This is a genomic window from Leisingera sp. UBA4491, assembly GCF_002388965.1.
GTDB lineage: Bacteria > Pseudomonadota > Alphaproteobacteria > Rhodobacterales > Rhodobacteraceae > Leisingera > Leisingera aquaemixtae.
Window position 1 is genome coordinate 161,311 of record NZ_DGNN01000017.1, and the last position, 17,944, is coordinate 179,254.

The window sequence follows — 17,944 nt, forward strand, 5'->3', positions numbered from 1 at the left end:
CGGGGGCGGTTTCGCGCGAACGGGGCAGCGTCACATGGTCTGCTGCTTGCCCAGAACCAGAAAGGTCATCATGCCGAACGGCGGGATGTTCTCCTGCTGCTCGACACTCAGCCCGTCTTCCTGCAGCACCGTTTCCAGCGCAAAGTCGGAGTGCCAGCCGATCACATTGGCCAGCGGCGCAGACAGCTTCTCCAGCGAGGCCCTGACCCCTTTGCCGCTTTTGAAATGGTTGGTGATCACCACCTTGCCGCCGGGCTTCAGCACCCGGGCGATCTCGTGCATCACCCGCTCCGGCTCGGGCACGACGGACAGCACATGCATGGCCGCGACGGTGTCAAAGGAATTGTCCGGGAAATCCAGCTGCCGGGCATCCATCTGCCGCAGCGCCTCGACCTGGGTCAGCCCCATCTCCCGCACTTTGGCTTGCGCCTTCTTCAGCATGTCATGGCTGAAATCAATGCCGGTCACCTGCAGATGCGGCGCATAATGCTGCAGCGACAGCCCGGTGCCGACGCCGACCTCCAGCACGCTGCCCTGCCGGGAATTGATATAGCGGGTTGCGCGGCGGCGGCCTGAGCGCGTTACCGCGCCAAAGGTCCTGTCGTATACCGGCGCCCAGCGCGCGTAAGATTCCTCAACTGCCTTGATATCCAATTCGTCCCTCCCATTGGACGTCTTGGGCTAGTCCTTTGGCTTGGAAACCAGCCCCCAAATCACCATTGCAACGTAGCCAACGCATAGCACAACCAGCACCGTCCATGCATAGGTCAACAGTGCCGCAGCCATGAAGGCAAATCCCACCAGCAGGTATTTAACATGCTCGCGGGAGATTTTCATCGCCTTGGGCGACCAGGTCTGGATGTGGCTGATCATCAGCAGGCCGACCACCACCATATGCAGGCAGATCAGCAGCTCCGGCAGCACCATCGCTCCGTCAAAGGCAAAGGAGACAAACATCGGCAGCATCGCCAGAAACGCCCCGGCGGGCGACGGGATGCCTTCGAAATAGCCGCTGCGCCCCTTCGGCTCCTCCTCCGACTTGCTGCCGACATTGAACCGCGCCAGCCGCACCACGCAGCAGACCGAAAACACCAGCACCGAAATCCACCCCACGCCGCGCACATCCTGTAAGGCCCAGAGGTAGATCACCATCGGCGTCGCCACCCCGAAGTTCAGGAAGTCGGCCAGCGAATCCAGCTCCGCACCCATCTTGCTTTCGCTGTGCAGCGCCCGCGCCAGCCGCCCGTCCAGCCCGTCCAGCACTGCGGCCAGCAGGATCAGCATCACCGCCAGCGTGTAATTGCCGTAAACCGCAGCGCGGATCGCCGACAGGCCCGCACAGATGGCACCGATGGTCATCATGTTCGGCATCAGCTGGATCAGCGCAAATTCGGATTTCTTCTTTTCCGGGACGTCATACATGGCGGTGGCTCTTTCTTCCTCGCGGTGGCGGTGGAGTGGCCGCGGCGCAGAGGCAAACCTTGGGGCAAACTTGGGGGCTATTGTAACCGTTGCGCACCTATGCCCCAAGCGCCGCCGCAGCGCAATATTCACGGACCCGGCAGCCGCCTCTGCGCAAAGGGGGTGCACAGGGGGTGCACGGGAAGTGTACAGGCGGTGCCCCCTGAAAAGAAAGGGCACCGTGCATCGCACGGTGCCACGCCCAACTGCGAAGGCCTCCCGCCGGGAGGCCATGAGCAGGCGGGAGCGCCCCGCCTGCGCCGCGGCTCAGCCGACCACGTTGAACTCCGGCCCGTAGGGGTACTTGGTGATGTTCTCGTTGCCGTCTTCATGGATCACCAGGATGTCATGCTCGCGGTAGCCGCCCGCGCCGGGATTGCCCTCGGCGATGGTCAGCATCGGCTCCATCGAGATCACCATACCCGGCTCCAGAACCGTATCAATGTCCTCACGCAGCTCCAGCCCGGCCTCGCGGCCATAATAGTGCGACAGCACGCCGAACGAATGCCCATAGCCGAAGGTGCGGTACTGCAGCAGATCCCGCCCCTCAAAGAAGGCGTTGATTTTATGGGTGATTTCCGCACAGCTCGCCCCCGGCTGCAGCAGCGAGATGCCGTATTCATGGGCCGCCACATTGGCCTCCCAGATCTTCAGGCTGTCGGCGTCCACTTCTTTCACGAACATGGTCCGCTCCAGCGCGGTGTAATAGCCGGAGATCATCGGGAAGGTGTTCAGCGACAGGATATCGCCGCGCTGAAGCCTGCGTCCCGTCACCGGGTTGTGGGCACCGTCGGTGTTGATGCCGGACTGAAACCAGACCCAGGTGTCGCGGTATTCGGCATCCGGGAACCGCTTGGCAATCTCCAGCTCCATCGCGTCACGCCCGGCCATCGCCACATCAATCTCGCGCACGCCTTCCTTGACCGCATCGCGGATCGCAAAGCCGCCCACGTCGGCCACCGCAGCACCGGCCCGGATCATCTCGATCTCGGCCGCCGATTTGCGCATCCGCTGCTCCATCGTCGGCAGGTAGAGGTCGACCAGTTGCGACGGCGCCAGGAACGCCTCCAGCTTGCCCTTTTGCAGCAGGGTCAGGTGGTCGCTCTCATAGCCGACAACCGCGCCCTCGCCGCTTACCGACTTGATTGCACGCCAGAAATTGTCGCGCTGCCAGTCGGTGTAGGTGATGTTGTCGCAGAAAGAGCGGCGCCAGGGCTGGCCCGCGTCGATGCCGGCCGAGATGGTAACCGCCTCGGTCCCGGTCACCACCAGGCCGTAGGGGCGGCCAAAGGCGCAGTAGGTGAAGCCAGAGTAATAGGAGATGTTGTGCATCGAGGTGAAGACGGCGGCGCTCACCCCGGTTTCGGCCATGATCTTGCGCAGGCCGGCGATCCGCGCCTCGTATTCGGAGACGGCAAATTGCAGCGGCGCCTTCTCACCATTGTGAAAACGGTACATTTCAGGACGTGCAGTCATATCAGACCCTTCCTTCTTACAAGAAAGGTCCCGGCGTTCAGGACAGTTTTGGAATGCGGGGGCACCATGTATTCCATGCGGCGACGCCATCGCCTGGCCCTTGCGCGAAAGATGCGGCGGAAACCGGATTCTGGCAAGACGTTTTTGCGGCCGGGGAGCCTGCAAGGTGGGCGATTCCGCCCACCGCGCCGCGATCAATTCACGATCAGAGCCACCAGGTCGCTTTCGGGGTCCGCCAGCGGGTCGATCACATTGAAATGGTGCTTGCCAAAGGCGATCACGTGGTCGGTCTCCCAGGCCTCCACCAGCCAGATGGCCTGATCCAGAAACGCCGGGCGCTCCTCGCCGCCGACCCAGACGGTGACCTCCGCGGGATAGCGGTCGTTCATCTCCACCGGGCTTTCGGCAATGGCGGCAGCCGAGTCCATCCGGAACTTCTGGTTCATCGAGGTGCGCAGCAGCGGCCGCAAATCCGCCAGAGGTGAGATCGGGATCACCGTCTTGATCCGCTCCCCCACCTCTGCCGGCAGCAGTGCCTTGTCCAGCATCCGCGCCACCAGATGGCCGCCCGCCGAATGGCCGGCCAGCGCGATCGGGCCGTCCACCTCCGCCGCGATCCGGGTCACCGCCGCGGTGATCTGCCGGGTGATATCGGCGATCCGCACCTCCGGGCACAGGTCGTAAGACGGCATTGCCACCGCCCAGCCATGCGAAATCGCGCCGCGGGCCAGATGCGACCAGGAGCTTTTGTCGAAGGCCAGCCAGTAGCCGCCGTGCACAAAGACAAAGACTCCCTTAGGCTCGCCTTCAGGCAGGAACAGGTCAAAGCGCTGCCGCGCCCCCTCGCCATAGGGGATGTCCAGCCGGGCGCGCTGATGCAGGCTGTTGCGGAAGTCCTCGGCTGAGGCGGCCCAGCGCGGCGGGTACTTGTCTGCGTTCTCGATGTATGCCCCGTTGGCATAGGCATCATCCAATTCCATGCCCAGTCTCCCCGTTGAAATTTTGTTTTGCGGCTACCTGACAGTCTCGCACAGGACATGTCAAATTGCCCGGCGGAAATTTCCGCCCCCCGGCACTCTTGGCTAAATAATTTGATCAAATTCTGGACTTATCGTTCTGTCTGGACATATCAAGGCACAGCTGATTTGCATTTCAGTGACAGAACCCCCGGGAGGCCCGCAATGCTTGATGCAACCACTGACCTGAAATCCCTGCTCAAAGACCCCAGCCTGCTGGAGACGCGCGCCTATATTGGCGGCCAGTTTGTCGAGGGCGAGGGCACCTTTGACGTGACCAACCCCGCGCGCGGCGACGTGATTGCCAAGGTGGCGGATGTCAGCCGCGCCCAGGTGGCGGGCGCCATTGCCCAGGCCGAGACCGCACAGAAGGACTGGGCCAAGTGGACCGGCAAGGAGCGCGCCAATGTGCTGCGCAAATGGTTCGACCTGATGATGGAAAACCAGGAGGATCTGGCGGTGATCCTGACCGCCGAAATGGGCAAGCCGGTCAGCGAGTCGCGCGGTGAGGTCGCCTATGGCGCCTCCTTTGTGGAGTTCTTCGCCGAAGAGGCCAAGCGGATCTATGGCGAGACCATCCCCGGCCATCAGCGCGACAAGCGCATCACCGTGATCAAGCAGCCGATCGGGGTGGCCGCCTCGATCACGCCCTGGAACTTTCCCAATGCGATGATCACCCGCAAGGCCGGTCCGGCGCTGGCGGCGGGCTGCTCCTTCGTTGCGCGCCCGGCGGCAGAGACGCCGCTGTCGGCCATCGTGCTGGCGGTTCTGGCAGAGCGCGCAGGGATCCCTGCGGGCGTGTTCAACGTGGTGCCGTCGTCGCGGTCCTCCGATGTAGGCAAGGAGTTCTGCGAAAACCCCGCGGTGCGCAAGCTGACCTTTACCGGCTCCACCGAAGTGGGCCGCATCCTGCTGAAGCAGGCCTCAGAGCAGGTGATGAAATGCTCGATGGAGCTGGGCGGCAACGCGCCCTTCATCGTGTTCGACGACGCCGATCTGGATGCCGCCGTCGAAGGTGCCATCATGTGCAAGTTCCGCAACAACGGCCAGACCTGCGTTTGTGCCAACCGGATCTATGTGCAGGCCGGCGTTTACGATGCCTTTGCGGAGAAGCTGAAAGCGGCCCTGCAGAAAATGACGGTCGGCGACGGGCTGAAAGAGGGCACGGACTTCGGCCCCCTGATCACCAGGGACGCGGTGGAGAAGGTCGAGGAGCACATTGCCGACGCCAAATCCAAGGGCGGCAGCGTGATCCTGGGCGGCAACCCGTCGGAACTGGGCGGCACCTTCTTCCAGCCGACCGTCGTGACCGGCGCGACCCAGGACATGGCCTTTGCCACCGAAGAAACCTTTGGCCCGCTTGCGCCGCTGTTCAAGTTCGAGAACGAGGACGAAGTGATCGCGATGGCCAATGACACCATCTTCGGCCTGGCGTCCTATTTCTATGCCAAGGACCTCAGCCGCGTGTACAAGGTGGCCGAAGCGCTGGAATACGGGATTGTCGGGGTGAACACCGGCATCATTTCCACCGAAGTGGCCCCGTTCGGCGGCGTCAAACAGTCGGGCCTGGGCCGCGAAGGCAGCCACCACGGCATCGAGGACTATCTGGAGATGAAGTACATCTGCATGTCGGTCTGATCCCGAAACGCAGGCAGCACGTGCAGGTCACTGCCGGGTCATTATCCCGGCCACCCTGCTGATGGCGCCGGCCCAGGCGGTTTCCGTCTCCGGGTCCAGCGCCGGCCCCAGAACATCGCGCAAAGCGGCAATCAGCGCCCGCTTTGCCGCGTCGCTCTCCCGCGCGCCAAGATCCAGATGCGCGTGGTCCTGAACCAGCCGCGCGCTAAGCTCTGCCAGCGTCGCCGGGTTGTCCAGATTGCGCACACAGGCGGCAATCATCTCCGTCAGCATCGCCTTCTGCTTCACGAAGTTGCCCCGGAACATGCCGCGCGCCTGCGGCAGGCGGGTGAACAGATGCACGTAAAACCGTTCCGCCAGATCCGCCTTGCGGGCAAAAACCCCGGCAAAGCTTTGCTGAACATGCTGAACTTCCTGAGGGGTCATCAAACCGCCAATTCACCGCAACCAAACCAAGGCACCGAACCGCCGCGCCGCGCATCCTGCGGCATGCGGAAACAGCGCCGGTGCACATGACCTCTTCCCCAACAGTGCGGCCAAAAGGCTAAGAATTGTTTGAAGCCCCGGACACAAAAAAGCCCCCCGGCAGAACCGGGGGGCATATACGCTCGGACCGGAGTCCGCGGGATCAGTTGACCGCTTTGGCCTCAATCTCCGGACGGGCCGGGCGGGAGGAGGAGATTTCGATCCGGCGCGGCTTCAGCGCCTCCGGCACCTCGCGGTGCAGATCGATATGCAGCATGCCGTTTTCCAGGCTGGCGCCGGTCACGCGGACATGGTCGGCAAGGGTAAACCGGCGTTCAAAGGCGCGGGTTGCGATGCCGCGGTGCAGGAAGGTGCGCTCCTCGCCGTCCTCAGCCTTTTTGGCGGCGACAACCAGGGCGTCTTCCTTCACTTCAACGTTCAGGTCTTCCTCGGCAAAACCGGCGACGGCAATCGAGATGCGATAGCTGTCGGCGTCGGTCTTTTCGATGTTGTAGGGCGGGTAGCTGGACTGGGCGGCATCAGCGCTCAGGGCGCGGTCCATCAGGTTGGCGATCTGGTCAAAGCCGATGGTTGCACGGTGCAGCGGTGTAAAATCAAAGGTACGCATTTTCCATCCTCATTCATGAGCGATTTCAGGATGCCTTCCCCGCGGGGACAGGCCGGAATTTTCCGGGCCCCAATCAGCGGCTGCCCGGATAGTCCTCAGATAGGAACGGAAAATGCGGCTTCAAGGGGGCGGTCAGCCGCCCGGGCGCACAAATTTCGCGCCCCCGGCAGAGGCGCCGCCGCCCGCCCGGATCCGCTTGATCCGGCGGTCGGGCGCGGCCGCAGGATTGCGGCGCAGCTGGGCCTTCAGCTCTGCCACCCGCTGCGGCAGCTTCATGCCAAACGCCACCTGCTTACCCCGGTAATTGCCGCCGCCGGACACCAGCGCCAGGATGCGCCCGCGGCCGCCGGCCTGGGAAAACACCGGCGCACCGGAGGACCCGAAGGTGACGTTGCAGTCGATCATCAGCACGTCCTCATACTCCCCCATCAGGTTGCACTGCCGCTGCCGCGACAGCGCCTCGGCGCGGCCCCGGCCATAGGAGGTCACGGAAATGCGGCTGCCGTACCCGCTGCCGGAGTGCAGGGCAAAGGCATCGGCCTCGCCGCTGAGAATGGGTTCGGCCAGCCGGATCAGCGCCACATCGTGGCGGATGTTTTCGAGGTCGAGGCGTCCGCGCGGGGCGTACCCCGGATGCGCGGCGACCTGCAGCGCCTGCCGCTCGGCAATCGCCACCCCATCGCGCAGCCCGGCGCGGAAGATGATCTGGTCTGCCGGGCGCACCTTTGCATTCCGGTCATAGACGCAGTGGGCCGCCGTCAGCACCAGCTCCGGCGCAATTAGCGTGCCGGTGCAAAACCCCTGCCCGTTCAGCTCCAGCCGCCCCACCGCTTCCCAGCCCAGCAGGTCATCTCGCCCGGTCAGGCGCCGGAGGCCGGTGCCCTGTGCCATTGCGCCGCCGGTATAGGCCAGGGCGGCAACCGCCAGGATCAGCGCCCGCCAGGTCATTGCTTGATGAACTTCGCACCGGAGGAACTGCGCCCCTCGCCGACGCGCACGCGGCCAACGCCGGGCGGCAGGCGGCCGCCGGTGGCCACGCCGGTCAGCTGCGCCTGCAGCAGCGTCAGCTCCTCGGCCAAAGCGGAACCGAGCGAGACCCGTTCACCGCTCACCTCGGCCTTGGCGGAAATCACCGACACGATCCGCGGGGTGCCGCCCTCGAAGGAGAACACCGGCGCCCCGGAGGAGCCGAAATCCACATCGCAGGACATCACCAGCACCCCCTGCTGCCGCGCCATCACCGCGCAGACCTCCTGCAGGGACGGCGCCTCGGAGCGGTCATGGGCGTAGGAGACCACACCGATCTTGGCCCCCTTGCGCGGGCGCTCGTCGGTCTCGAACGGTGTCACGGTGGTGTTGCGGATCGGGCGCTGCAGCTGCAGCAGCGCGATGTCGTTGCGCACCCGGCCGGTCGACAGCTCCCCGTCATAGACATAGGCGGGATGCTGCACCGCCCGCCGCACGCTGCGGTAGGCCGAGGCGCGCCCGTTGCGCCATCCGGCCAGGAATTCAATGGTTGTGGGGTCAATCGGCGCCTTTGTGCGGCTGTCATAGAGGCAATGCGCGGCGGTCAGCACCAAGTCAGGCGCAATCAGCGCACCGGTGCAAAATCCCTCGCCATTCACATCAAGCCGCCCGACGGCCTCCCATTTGCGGCCCGCATCCAGAGTATCCATCCGCTGCAGGCGGCTGTCCTGCGCCATTGCCGCGGCCGGCAGCAACACTGCCAGCACCGCCAGAATCCACTGCCTCACCTGCGTCTCCTCTTATCCACCGGCTGGGAGATTACGTGTCCGTTCCGGCAAAATTACGGCAAGCCCGCGGAGAATGCAGCCTGATTCTTTCGCGCAGGCGGCCTCAGCGCAGGATGGGCACCTCCGGGGCGCGCTTGCCAGGCGCGGTCAGCGCAGGCGGTTGCGGGCCGCCGGCGGCCCAATCGAGCAGCTCCACCGTGTGCACGATGGGCAGTTCAGTGCCGGAGCCGATCTGCATCATGCAGCCGATATTGCCCGCCGCGATCAGGTCGGGGGTCTTGGCCTCCAGCGTCTTCACCTTGCGCGCCTTCAGCTCGGCAGAGATTTCCGGCTGCATCAGGTTATAGGTGCCCGCCGACCCGCAGCAGAGGTGGCTGTCGGCGGGTTCCACCACGGTGAAGCCTGCGCGTTTCAGCAGTGTCTTCGGATGGGTCTTGATCTGCTGCCCGTGCTGCAGGGAGCAGGCAGCGTGATACGCCACGGTCAGCCCCTTGTCCGAACCCTCAGGCAGCTCCAGCTGCATCAGCAGTTCGGAGATATCCATCGCGATGGCAGAGACCCGCGCCGCATCCGCCGCCAGCGGCTCATTTCGGAACATGTGGCCATAGTCCTTGACCGTGGTGCCGCAGCCGGAAGTATTGATGACAATGGCGTCCAGCCCCTGCCCGTCCATCTCTGCCGCCCAGGCGCGGATGTTTTTAGCCGCGGTGGCGTGGCTCTCGTCCTCGCGCCCCATGTGATGGGTCAGCGCGCCGCAGCAGCCCGCGCCCTTGGCCACCACCACCTCGCAGCCCAGGCGGGTCAGCAGGCGGATGGTGGCATCATTGATATCGGTGTTCAGCGCCTTTTGCGCGCAACCGGTCATCAGCGCCACGCGCTTCTTGCGCGGCACGGCGGGGGCAAAGCTTTGCGGATCGTCATTGCGGCTCACCGGCGGGATGTGTTTCGGCGCCATCTCCAGCATGGCGCGCAGCCGCGGATCGGGCAGCAGACCTTTGAATGGCCTGGCCAGCTTGGCGCCCATCAGCGCCAGCCGGAACCGGGACGGATAGGGCAGGATCCGCGCCAGCAGCCAGCGCAGGGCCTTGTCGCTCCAGGGCCTGTCATAGTGCTTTTCGATATAGGCGCGGGCATGATCCACCAGATGCATGTAATGCACGCCCGACGGGCAGGTTGTCATGCAGGCCAGGCACGACAGGCAGCGGTCTATGTGCTTGACGGTCTTGGCGTCCGGCACCCGCTCGTTTTCCAGCATGTCCTTGATCAGATAGATGCGGCCGCGCGGGCTGTCGAGTTCGTCGCCCAGCACCTGATAGGTCGGGCAGGTCGCGGTGCAAAACCCGCAATGGACGCAAGTGCGCAGGATCTCATTGGCGCGCTTGGTGCCCGGATCCTGCAGCTGCTGTTCGGTAAAGGTGGTTTGCATGTCTTATCCCATCAAGCCCGGATTGAGGATGCCGCGCGGATCGAACTGCCGCCGCAGCCCTTTGGAAATGGCCGCAAGGGGCGCGGGCTGCGGCTGGAACACGCCCAGCCGGGCGCGGGTTTCGGCGTCCGCCCGCACCAGCGTGGCATGACCCGGCACGGTGAGCCGGCTCCGCAGCTCTGTCCCCGCGGGGACAAGCGCCCAGATCAGCCCGCCGCCCCAGTCAAACTGCAGCGCATCCGCCTGCAGCTGCGGCGCCAGCGTCACCGCGTCCGATGGCTTCACCGATATCCGCCAGACATCCCCCGCGCGCCCGTGAAAAGCCGACACATCGCGCAGGCCTTGCCACAGATCCCGGGCCTGCGGCTGCACCTCTGCCCGGCCAAAGGGCGACAAAAGCTCCGCCAGCTTGCCGCTGCGATAGGCAGCAGATCCGGCAAACCCCTCCACCCGGATGCAGACCTGACCGCTTTCAGCGTCGTAGGCCGCGCCGGTGACATCATAGGGCGAGCCCAAAGCCGCCGACATCGCCCGCACGGCCGACGGCAGGTCCAGCCCGGCCACCGTTACCGTCGCCTCGGCCTCGGCCCGCGGCAGCACCTTGAGCGACACTTCCGTCAGCACCCCCAGCGTGCCGTGGGCGCCGCAGAGAAGTTTCACCAGGTCATAGCCGGTCACATTCTTCATCACCCGGCCGCCGTTCTTCACCACCTGGCCGGAGCCGTCCACAAACCGCACGCCCAGCAAGTGATCGCGCGCCGCGCCCGCCTGGATGCGCCGGGGGCCGGAGATGCCCGCGGCAATCACCCCGCCGATGGTTGGCTCGCCTTCGGTGCCCAGCAGCCCGCGGTGGTCCATCGGCTCAAACGCCAGCCGCTGGTTTTCAGCCGCCAGCAGCGCTTCGACCTCCGCCACCGGCGTGCCTGCCTTGACCACCAGCGTCAGGGCGCCGGGCTCATAAAGCCCGATACCGGACAGGGCGCGTGTGCTCAGCACCTCCCCCTCCACCGCCAGCCCGCGGCTGCCGCCGCCCTGAATACACAATGGCCCGCTTGCGCCCGCAATGGCCTCCGCCAGCTCTGCCTCGGTCCCTGGTGTCATCATCTTCATCTTTCCGGAAATACTCTGGGGGTTTGGGGGCGAGCCCCCAATCATTCAGCTGCCAGGGCCGCCCGCCGGCCCTCTGTCACCGAAAGCGGGAATACCTTTGCCGGGTTCAGCAGCCACTTGGGGTCAAACACATCCTTGACCTTCAGCTGCGCCTCCAGATCCGCCTCATCATACTGATGCAGCATCAGATCCCGCTTCTCGATCCCGACCCCGTGCTCCCCGGTCAGGCAGCCGCCTGCCTCGACGCACAGCTTCAGGATCTCGGCGCCAAAGGCCTCGCAGGTCTCCAGGTCGCCCGGTTTGTTGGCATCAAACAGGATCAGCGGGTGCATGTTGCCGTCACCTGCATGAAACACATTGGCCACATCCAGCCCGAATTCCTTGCTCATCTCGCCGATCCGGCGCAGCACGAAGGGCAGCGAGGACACCGGGATGGTTCCATCCAAGCACATGTAATCGTTGATCTGCCCCATGGCGCCGAAGGCGGATTTGCGGCCCAGCCAGATGCGGGCGGCCTCGTCCGCATCGCCGGCCTCGCGCAGCTCCACCGGGTTGTGGGAACGGGCAATCTCCGTGATCAATCCAAGCTGGTGGTCAATCTCCTCCGGGCTGCCCTCCACCTCGATGATCAGCAGCGCTTCGCACATCGGATAGCCTGCCTTGGCAAAGGCCTCGCAGGCCTCGATGCAGGGGCGGTCCATGAATTCGATGGCCACCGGCAGCACGCCCGCCTTGATGATGTCCGACACGCAGGCGCCCGCGACCTCGTTGCTATCATACCCGATCAGGACAGGCCGCGCGCCCTCCGGCTTGCGCAGGATCCGCAGGGTGGCTTCGGTCACCACTCCCAGCTGACCCTCGCTGCCGCAGATCACCCCCAAGAGGTCCAGGCCCCCGGCATCCAGATGGGCCCCGCCGATCTCCACCACGGTGCCGTCCATCAACACCATGGTCACACCCAGCAGGTTGTTCGTGGTCACCCCGTATTTCAGGCAATGCGCGCCGCCGGAGTTCATGGCGATATTGCCGGCAATGGCGCAGGCCAGCTGCGAGGACGGATCGGGCGCGTAAAAGAACGCCTCCTCCTCCACCGCGCCGGAAACGCTCAGGTTGGTGCGCCCGGTCTGCACCCGGATGATGCGGTTGCCGTAGTCAGTCTCCAGAACCGCATTCATCCGCGCCACGCCCAGGATGACGCAATCCGCGGTCGGCAGCGCCCCGCCCGCCAGCGACGTGCCCGCCCCGCGCGGCACCACCGGCACGCCTTCCTCGTGGCAGATGCGCAGAACGGCTGAGACCTCCTGCGTGCTCCGCGGCAGCACCGCCAGCAGCGGCGGACATCTGTAGGCGGTCAGCGCATCGCACTCATAGGCGCGGGTCTCCGCCTCGTCCTGGATCACCGCATCGGCGGGCAGCACAGTCAGCAGCCGCGCGGCAAGCCGCGCCTTGCGGGCCAGAATGGCGGGGTTCGGGGATGGCATCTCCATAGGGCTCTCCTCTTTGGTAAAATAATATTACCAATTTATCGCATCTGGCAAGGGGCGGATTGCCGCGCTAGGGTCGGGCCATGATCTGGACCGCCCGCCTTGCGCAGTTTTCCCTGTTCGACCTTGCCGCCGTCACCCTGCTGATTGCCAGCTGGCTGTGGATCGGCTGGCGGATCGAAAACCCGCCTGCGGGGCGGCCTTCGGTGTCCTGGCTGATGGCGGATTTCCGGCGCGACTGGATGAAACGGATGGTGGAGCGCGACCCGCGGATCTTTGACTCCCAGCTGGCAGGCAACCTGCGCCAGGCCACCGCCTTTTTCGCCTCTGCCGCGATGATCGCCATCGGCGGCGGGCTGGCGCTGATCGGCAATACAGAGCAACTGGCCGGCGTTGCCGAAGACCTGATCCAGGACAGCGCCCCGGCCTTCGTCTGGGAGGTGAAGATCCTGGTGGTGCTGCTGTTTCTGTCCAATGCGTTTCTGAAATTTGTCTGGTCCCACCGGCTGTTCGGCTATTGCGCGGTGCTGATGGCAGCGGTGCCGAACGACCGTGCAGACCCGCTGGCCTATCCGCGCGCTGCGCAGGCCGCCGAGATCAGCATCACCGCCGCGCGCAGCTTCAACCGCGGGATGCGGGCAACCTATTTCGCCCTCGCCGCGGTGGCCTGGCTGGCGGGCGCGCTGCCGCTGGCCGGTGCGGCGGTGATCACGTTTGCCGTCCTCTACCGGCGCGAGTTTGCCTCGCATTCGCGCACGATCCTGATGCGCATCCCGCCAGAGAGCGACGGGGACACGGTTTCGTGACCGCGCAGCCGCGCAGCCGCCGCTATGGTGCGGGGATGAAATCCCTGCTGCTGACCGGCGCGCTCTGCGCTGCTGCCCTGCCCGCGCGCGCCGCTGAACCGGTTATTGAAGGCGCCACGGCCCGCCAATCCGGCGGCGGCTGGATCTTCAGCGTGACGCTGTCGCACCCGGACACCGGATGGGAGCATTACGCCGACGGCTGGCGGGTGCTCGGCATGGACGGAACCGAACTGGGCCTGCGCGTGCTGGCGCATCCGCATGAGCAAGAGCAACCCTTTACCCGCTCGCTCAGCGGCGTTCAGATCCCGGAGGGCACAGCCCAAGTGCAGATCCAGGCCCGCTGCCTGGTGGACGGCTGGGGCAAGGACACATACGTCCTCACCCTGCCCTGACTTCATCTTTCTAAGAAATACTCGCGCCGCAGGCATGCGCCCAAAGGCGCATTCACACCCTGTGATAGGGGCTGCCCGCCAGTATGGTCGCAGCGCGGTAGATCTGCTCCGTCAGCATCACCCGCACCAGCATGTGGGGCCAGACCATCTTGCCGAAGGAGATCGAGAAATCGGCTTCTGCCCGCAGGCTGGGATCAATCCCATCCGCGCCGCCGATGATCAGCGCCAGATCCTGGCGGCCGCTGTCGCGCCAGCCGGCCAGCTTGTCCGCAAAATCCGGCGAGGACAGCAGCTTGCCGCGCTCGTCCAGGGTGCAGATCACCGCGCCCTTGGGCAGCGCCTTGCGCAGCAGCGCGGCCTCTGCCGCCATGCCTGCGTTCTTCTTGTCCTCAATCTCCACCACCCGCGCAGGCCCCAGGCCCAGCGCGCGGCCGGTCCGGTCAAACCGGGCCAGATAGTCGTCGATGAGGGATTTTTCCGGGCCGGACCGCAAACGTCCGGCCGCACAGATATGCAGACGCATGACAGTCCTGAAGTTACCGGGCCTGAAGTTACCCGGCCTGAAGCCATCGGGCCCGCACCCTGCGCGCGGGCCTGCATTTGTTCAGCCTGGGATCAGTCCTCGGCCGCCGGGGCTGCCGGCGCCGGCGCGGCACCTGCGGGCATCCACATCTTTTCGAGCTGGTAGAACTCGCGCACTTCCGGGCGGAAGAGATGGACAATCACATCGCCTGTGTCGATCAGCACCCAGTCGCCTGTATCTTTGCCTTCGACCTTGCAGTTGATCCGGAACTCCTGTTTGAGCCGGTCCATCAGTTTTTCCGACATCGCTGCGACCTGGCGGGTGGAGCGGCCGGAAGCCAGCACCATATAGTCGCCAATCGAGGTTTTGCCGCGCAGGTCGATCTGCACAACATCTTCGGCTTTGTCATCGCTGAGTGAGGAGAGAATCCGCTCCAGCAGCTGTTCGCTGGTGGGCTGGGACTGGGCGGCCATCACGGCTGCCCCATTAACAGCGGCATCCGCCGCATGAGGTACGGGTGACAGGACATAGTCCTCCTTGCAACGCGCCGCGAAGCCCCGGCGCCGGGCCTGTTAATAATGTAGCAACCAGTGGGTAAATTTTCAATGAAACCCGGCCCGGCGATGCAAGCCATGGGCTTTACTCCTCATTTCCGTCAGGTGCAACCCTGACCGGCAGCGGGTCATTCAGCATCCGCACTTCGCGCTGCGGGAAGGGGATTGAGATGCCCTGGGCCTGAAACGCATCCCACAGCGCCAGAAAGACGTTGCCGCGGATATTGGTCAGCCCGCCGGTGGGGTCGTCGATCCAGAACCGCAGCACATAATCCACGCTGCTGTCGCCGAACCCGGTAATGTGGCAGACCGGCTTCTTGCTGCCGTACTGCAGCACCCGGTTCACGCTGGAGGCCGCCTCGATCGCGATTTTGCGGACCTTGTGCGGATCATCGCCATAGGCGGTCCCGAAGGTCAGGTCCAAGCGGACGAACCTGTCCGAATGCGACCAGTTCACCACCTGCGTGGTGATCAGATCCTCGTTCGGGATCAGGTATTCGCGCCCGTCGCGGGTCACAACAGAGACGTAACGGGCGCCCAGCGCGTTGATCCAGCCAAAGGTGTCGCCCAGCGAGATCACATCGCCAGGCTTGATCGACTTGTCCAACAGGATGATCAGGCCGGACACCAGATTCGACACCACTTTTTGGAGGCCAAAACCAAGGCCCACACCAATGGCGCCCGACAGCACCGCCAGACCGGTAAGGTCGATGCCAATCGCCTTGAGACCGATGAAAAACGCGCCGCCGAACAGCAGGATCTGAGCCAGCTTGGCCCCCAGCACCTGCATCGACGGGGAAATTTCGGAGTTGGAGCGGATCCGGTTTGCCGCAACCTGCGAAATCACCCGCGCCAGGGTCAGCATCACCCCGAGGATAACAATGGCCTGCACCACCAGAAACAGCGAGATCCTGAGGTCGCCGAAATCTATGGCAACGCTGTCCAGCAGCGCCGTGGCCTCCTGTGTGATCCCCAGGATGCGCAGTGTGATCCATACCCAAGCGCCGTATTTCACCATATTGCGCAGCAGCGGGTTTCCGACCAGCCGGGTGGCGAAGGAGACGATCAGCCAGGCCAGAGACAGGTTGGCCGCCACTAACAGCAGGCGCGAGCGGCTGGGCCACGTGGTCTCCTGCATGATCAGAACAACCGTCCAGATCAGCACCACGAACAGCAGCCCGCGGATCCGCTTGTGCACCACCAGCCCCAGGCGCATCCGCCAGCGCGGCCAGCCTTCGCGCCCGCGCAGCCAGTTGTGAAACGCCTGACTGATGGGCCGCGCGATCACGGTCGCCAGGATAAAAAGCGCCAGCCCGATCCCGACCTGATAGGCGTTCCAGGGCCGCAGCAGCAGTTCGGCGCCGCCAGCGGCGAACTCCCACAGCTGCTGGCCAAGTTCGATCGCTTCAGCGGCGCCTTCTGCCAGCGCGTCCTTGGTTTGGATCTGCTCCTCCGGCTCCATCAAGCCCCCCTGTTTTCTCTGCAGTCTGCCGTTCCTGCCGGTTTCGATCAAGCAGAGACGCCGCAAGCTTGGGACAGAACCGCGCCCGGCCCTGGCGGCAGCCGGGCGGCACCGGTCCGGCCCCTTGCGCAAGCCGGGCGTGAGAGAACGAATCTTGATTGCCGGAGCTTGCGGATGTATCTGACAGCCATGACCCTCGTATTGGCCCAAAAGATCCAGCTGCAAGACCGCGCCCGCCTGCGCGAGCGTTTCTTTGGCGCCGCCCGCACGGTCCTGGCGCGCCTATAAGGCGCCTGCCCAGCCCTAAGCCAGCATATCCAATACATCACGGGAGAGGACCCATGTCCCCCAAGACACTCTATGACAAGATCTGGGATGCGCATGTTGCGCATGAAGCAGAGGACGGCACCTGCCTGCTCTATATCGACCGCCACCTGGTCCACGAAGTGACCAGCCCGCAGGCGTTCGAAGGTCTGCGTATGGCCGGCCGCAAGGTGCACGCGCCCGAAAAGACAATCGCGGTGCCGGACCACAACGTGCCGACCACGCTGGACCGCGCCAAAGGCATCGAGAACGAGGAAAGCCGCATCCAGGTTGAGGCGCTCGACAAGAACGCCAAGGAATTCGGCGTGCATTACTACCCGGTGGATGACGTCCGCCAGGGCATTGTGCACATCGTCGGCCCGGAACAGGGCTGGACCCTGCCCGGCATGACCGTTGTCTGCGGCGACAGCCACACCGCCACCCACGGCGCCTTCGGCGCGCTGGCGCATGGCATCGGCACCTCCGAGGTGGAGCACGTGCTGGCCACCCAGACGCTGATCCAGAAGAAGTCCAAGAACATGAAGGTGGAGATCACCGGCAAGCTGAAGCCGGGCGTCACCGCCAAGGACATCACCCTGGCGGTGATCGGTGAGACCGGCACCGCCGGCGGCACCGGCTATGTCATCGAATACTGCGGCGAAGCGATCCGCGATCTGTCGATGGAAGGCCGCATGACCGTCTGCAACATGGCGATCGAAGGCGGCGCCCGAGCAGGCCTGATCGCGCCGGACGAGACCACCTTTGAATATGTCAAAGGCCGCCCGCACGCCCCGAAAGGCGCCCAGTGGGAAGCGGCGCTGAACTGGTGGAAGACCCTGTACACCGACGAAGGCGCGCATTTCGACAAGGTGATCACCCTGAAGGCTGAAGACATCCAGCCGGTCGTGACCTGGGGCACCTCGCCCGAGGACGTGCTGCCGATCACCGGCGTCGTGCCGCACCCCGAGGACTTCACCGGCGGCAAGGTCGAGGCGGCGCGCCGCTCGATCGAGTACATGGGCCTCACCCCGGGCCAGAAACTGACCGACATCGAGATCGACACCGTGTTCATCGGCTCCTGCACCAACGGCCGCATCGAGGATCTGCGCGCCGTGGCTGATGTGGTGAAGGGCAAGAAGATCAAGGACGGCATGCGCGCCATGATCGTTCCGGGCTCCGGCCTGGTGCGGGCGCAGGCCGAGGAAGAAGGCCTGGCCGAGATCTTTCAGGATGCCGGTTTCGAGTGGCGCCTTGCCGGCTGCTCCATGTGCCTGGCGATGAACCCCGACCAGCTGGCCCCGGGCGAGCGTTGCGCCGCAACCTCCAACCGGAACTTCGAAGGCCGCCAGGGCTATAAGGGCCGCACCCACCTGGTGTCCCCTGCTATGGCCGCCGCCGCTGCCCTGACCGGCAAGCTGACCGACGTGCGCGAGCTGATGTAAGGAG

Annotated in this window: 19 protein-coding genes; 5 read left to right on the top strand and 14 right to left on the bottom strand. The window is 64.8% G+C overall.

Features of this window, described 5'->3' with window-relative positions; all coding sequences use genetic code 11:
- Nucleotides 1-30 precede the first annotated feature (30 nt).
- The 4 genes from B2P87_RS10005 to B2P87_RS10020 form a co-directional block, all read right to left on the bottom strand.
- Nucleotides 31-654, bottom strand: a complete 624-nt coding sequence (locus B2P87_RS10005) for a class I SAM-dependent methyltransferase (protein WP_141891329.1) — start codon at nucleotides 652-654, stop codon at nucleotides 31-33.
- Between the two features lie 27 nt (nucleotides 655-681).
- The gene (gene pssA / locus B2P87_RS10010; protein WP_058284881.1) at nucleotides 682-1,422 is read right to left on the bottom strand and encodes a CDP-diacylglycerol--serine O-phosphatidyltransferase; all 741 of its coding nucleotides are present in this window, start codon (nucleotides 1,420-1,422) and stop codon (nucleotides 682-684) included.
- Between the two features lie 306 nt (nucleotides 1,423-1,728).
- The gene (locus B2P87_RS10015; RefSeq protein ID WP_141891330.1) at nucleotides 1,729-2,937 is read right to left on the bottom strand and encodes an aminopeptidase P family protein; all 1,209 of its coding nucleotides are present in this window, start codon (nucleotides 2,935-2,937) and stop codon (nucleotides 1,729-1,731) included.
- A gap of 194 nt (nucleotides 2,938-3,131) precedes the next feature.
- Nucleotides 3,132-3,917 carry an alpha/beta hydrolase gene (locus tag B2P87_RS10020; RefSeq protein WP_141891331.1) on the bottom strand — a complete coding sequence of 262 codons (786 nt, stop codon included), beginning with the start codon at nucleotides 3,915-3,917 and terminating at the stop codon, nucleotides 3,132-3,134.
- Between the two features lie 201 nt (nucleotides 3,918-4,118).
- On the opposite strand from B2P87_RS10020, the gene B2P87_RS10025 reads away from it, so the two are divergent.
- A complete protein-coding gene (locus tag B2P87_RS10025) occupies nucleotides 4,119-5,591 on the top strand; it encodes an NAD-dependent succinate-semialdehyde dehydrogenase (RefSeq protein ID WP_141891332.1) in 1,473 nt (490 codons plus the stop codon).
- Between the two features lie 27 nt (nucleotides 5,592-5,618).
- On the opposite strand, the gene B2P87_RS10030 is transcribed toward B2P87_RS10025, so the two are convergent.
- The 7 genes from B2P87_RS10030 to B2P87_RS10060 all read right to left on the bottom strand — a co-directional run bounded on the left by B2P87_RS10030 (nucleotide 5,619) and on the right by B2P87_RS10060 (nucleotide 12,461).
- On the bottom strand, nucleotides 5,619-6,017 hold the full coding sequence (locus tag B2P87_RS10030; protein ID WP_141891333.1) for a globin domain-containing protein: 399 nt from the start codon (nucleotides 6,015-6,017) through the stop codon (nucleotides 5,619-5,621).
- Between the two features lie 202 nt (nucleotides 6,018-6,219).
- Nucleotides 6,220-6,684: an Hsp20 family protein gene (locus tag B2P87_RS10035; protein WP_058284876.1), complete on the bottom strand. Its 465-nt coding sequence runs from the start codon at nucleotides 6,682-6,684 to the stop codon at nucleotides 6,220-6,222.
- A 132-nt stretch (nucleotides 6,685-6,816) separates the two neighbouring features.
- A complete protein-coding gene (locus tag B2P87_RS10040) occupies nucleotides 6,817-7,632 on the bottom strand; it encodes a trypsin-like serine peptidase (RefSeq protein ID WP_141891334.1) in 816 nt (271 codons plus the stop codon).
- A complete protein-coding gene (locus B2P87_RS10045; RefSeq protein ID WP_244270160.1) occupies nucleotides 7,629-8,387 on the bottom strand; it encodes a trypsin-like serine peptidase in 759 nt (252 codons plus the stop codon). Before B2P87_RS10045 ends, B2P87_RS10040 begins: the two co-directional genes overlap by 4 nt.
- 154 nt (nucleotides 8,388-8,541) lie before the next feature.
- Complete coding sequence (gene glcF, locus B2P87_RS10050; protein WP_141891335.1) at nucleotides 8,542-9,864, bottom strand: glycolate oxidase subunit GlcF; 1,323 nt, start codon at nucleotides 9,862-9,864, stop codon at nucleotides 8,542-8,544.
- Nucleotides 9,865-9,867: 3 nt separating this feature from the next.
- A complete protein-coding gene (locus tag B2P87_RS10055) occupies nucleotides 9,868-10,965 on the bottom strand; it encodes an FAD-binding protein (RefSeq protein ID WP_167510290.1) in 1,098 nt (365 codons plus the stop codon).
- Nucleotides 10,966-11,015: 50 nt separating this feature from the next.
- Nucleotides 11,016-12,461, bottom strand: a complete 1,446-nt coding sequence (locus B2P87_RS10060) for an FAD-linked oxidase C-terminal domain-containing protein (RefSeq protein ID WP_141891337.1) — start codon at nucleotides 12,459-12,461, stop codon at nucleotides 11,016-11,018.
- An 80-nt stretch (nucleotides 12,462-12,541) separates the two neighbouring features.
- On the opposite strand from B2P87_RS10060, the gene B2P87_RS10065 reads away from it, so the two are divergent.
- Both B2P87_RS10065 and B2P87_RS10070 read left to right on the top strand, forming a co-directional pair.
- Nucleotides 12,542-13,264: a DUF599 domain-containing protein gene (locus B2P87_RS10065; RefSeq protein ID WP_141891338.1), complete on the top strand. Its 723-nt coding sequence runs from the start codon at nucleotides 12,542-12,544 to the stop codon at nucleotides 13,262-13,264.
- A gap of 35 nt (nucleotides 13,265-13,299) precedes the next feature.
- Nucleotides 13,300-13,656, top strand: a complete 357-nt coding sequence (locus B2P87_RS10070) for a hypothetical protein (RefSeq protein WP_141892113.1) — start codon at nucleotides 13,300-13,302, stop codon at nucleotides 13,654-13,656.
- Nucleotides 13,657-13,708: 52 nt separating this feature from the next.
- On the opposite strand, the gene rlmH is transcribed toward B2P87_RS10070, so the two are convergent.
- From rlmH to B2P87_RS10085, 3 genes are all read right to left on the bottom strand, one after another.
- Nucleotides 13,709-14,179, bottom strand: a complete 471-nt coding sequence (gene rlmH / locus B2P87_RS10075) for a 23S rRNA (pseudouridine(1915)-N(3))-methyltransferase RlmH (RefSeq protein ID WP_141891339.1) — start codon at nucleotides 14,177-14,179, stop codon at nucleotides 13,709-13,711.
- Nucleotides 14,180-14,271: 92 nt separating this feature from the next.
- Nucleotides 14,272-14,652, bottom strand: a complete 381-nt coding sequence (rsfS, locus tag B2P87_RS10080) for a ribosome silencing factor (protein WP_058284869.1) — start codon at nucleotides 14,650-14,652, stop codon at nucleotides 14,272-14,274.
- A 166-nt stretch (nucleotides 14,653-14,818) separates the two neighbouring features.
- Complete coding sequence (locus B2P87_RS10085) at nucleotides 14,819-16,195, bottom strand: mechanosensitive ion channel family protein (RefSeq protein WP_141891340.1); 1,377 nt, start codon at nucleotides 16,193-16,195, stop codon at nucleotides 14,819-14,821.
- A 189-nt stretch (nucleotides 16,196-16,384) separates the two neighbouring features.
- On the opposite strand from B2P87_RS10085, the gene B2P87_RS10090 reads away from it, so the two are divergent.
- Together B2P87_RS10090 and leuC are read left to right on the top strand one after the other, a co-directional pair.
- Nucleotides 16,385-16,483, top strand: a complete 99-nt coding sequence (locus B2P87_RS10090) for an isopropylmalate isomerase (RefSeq protein ID WP_244270149.1) — start codon at nucleotides 16,385-16,387, stop codon at nucleotides 16,481-16,483.
- A gap of 53 nt (nucleotides 16,484-16,536) precedes the next feature.
- Nucleotides 16,537-17,940, top strand: coding sequence for a 3-isopropylmalate dehydratase large subunit (gene leuC / locus B2P87_RS10095; RefSeq protein WP_141891341.1), 1,404 nt, complete (start codon nucleotides 16,537-16,539; stop codon nucleotides 17,938-17,940).
- Nucleotides 17,941-17,944: the final 4 nt, after the last annotated feature.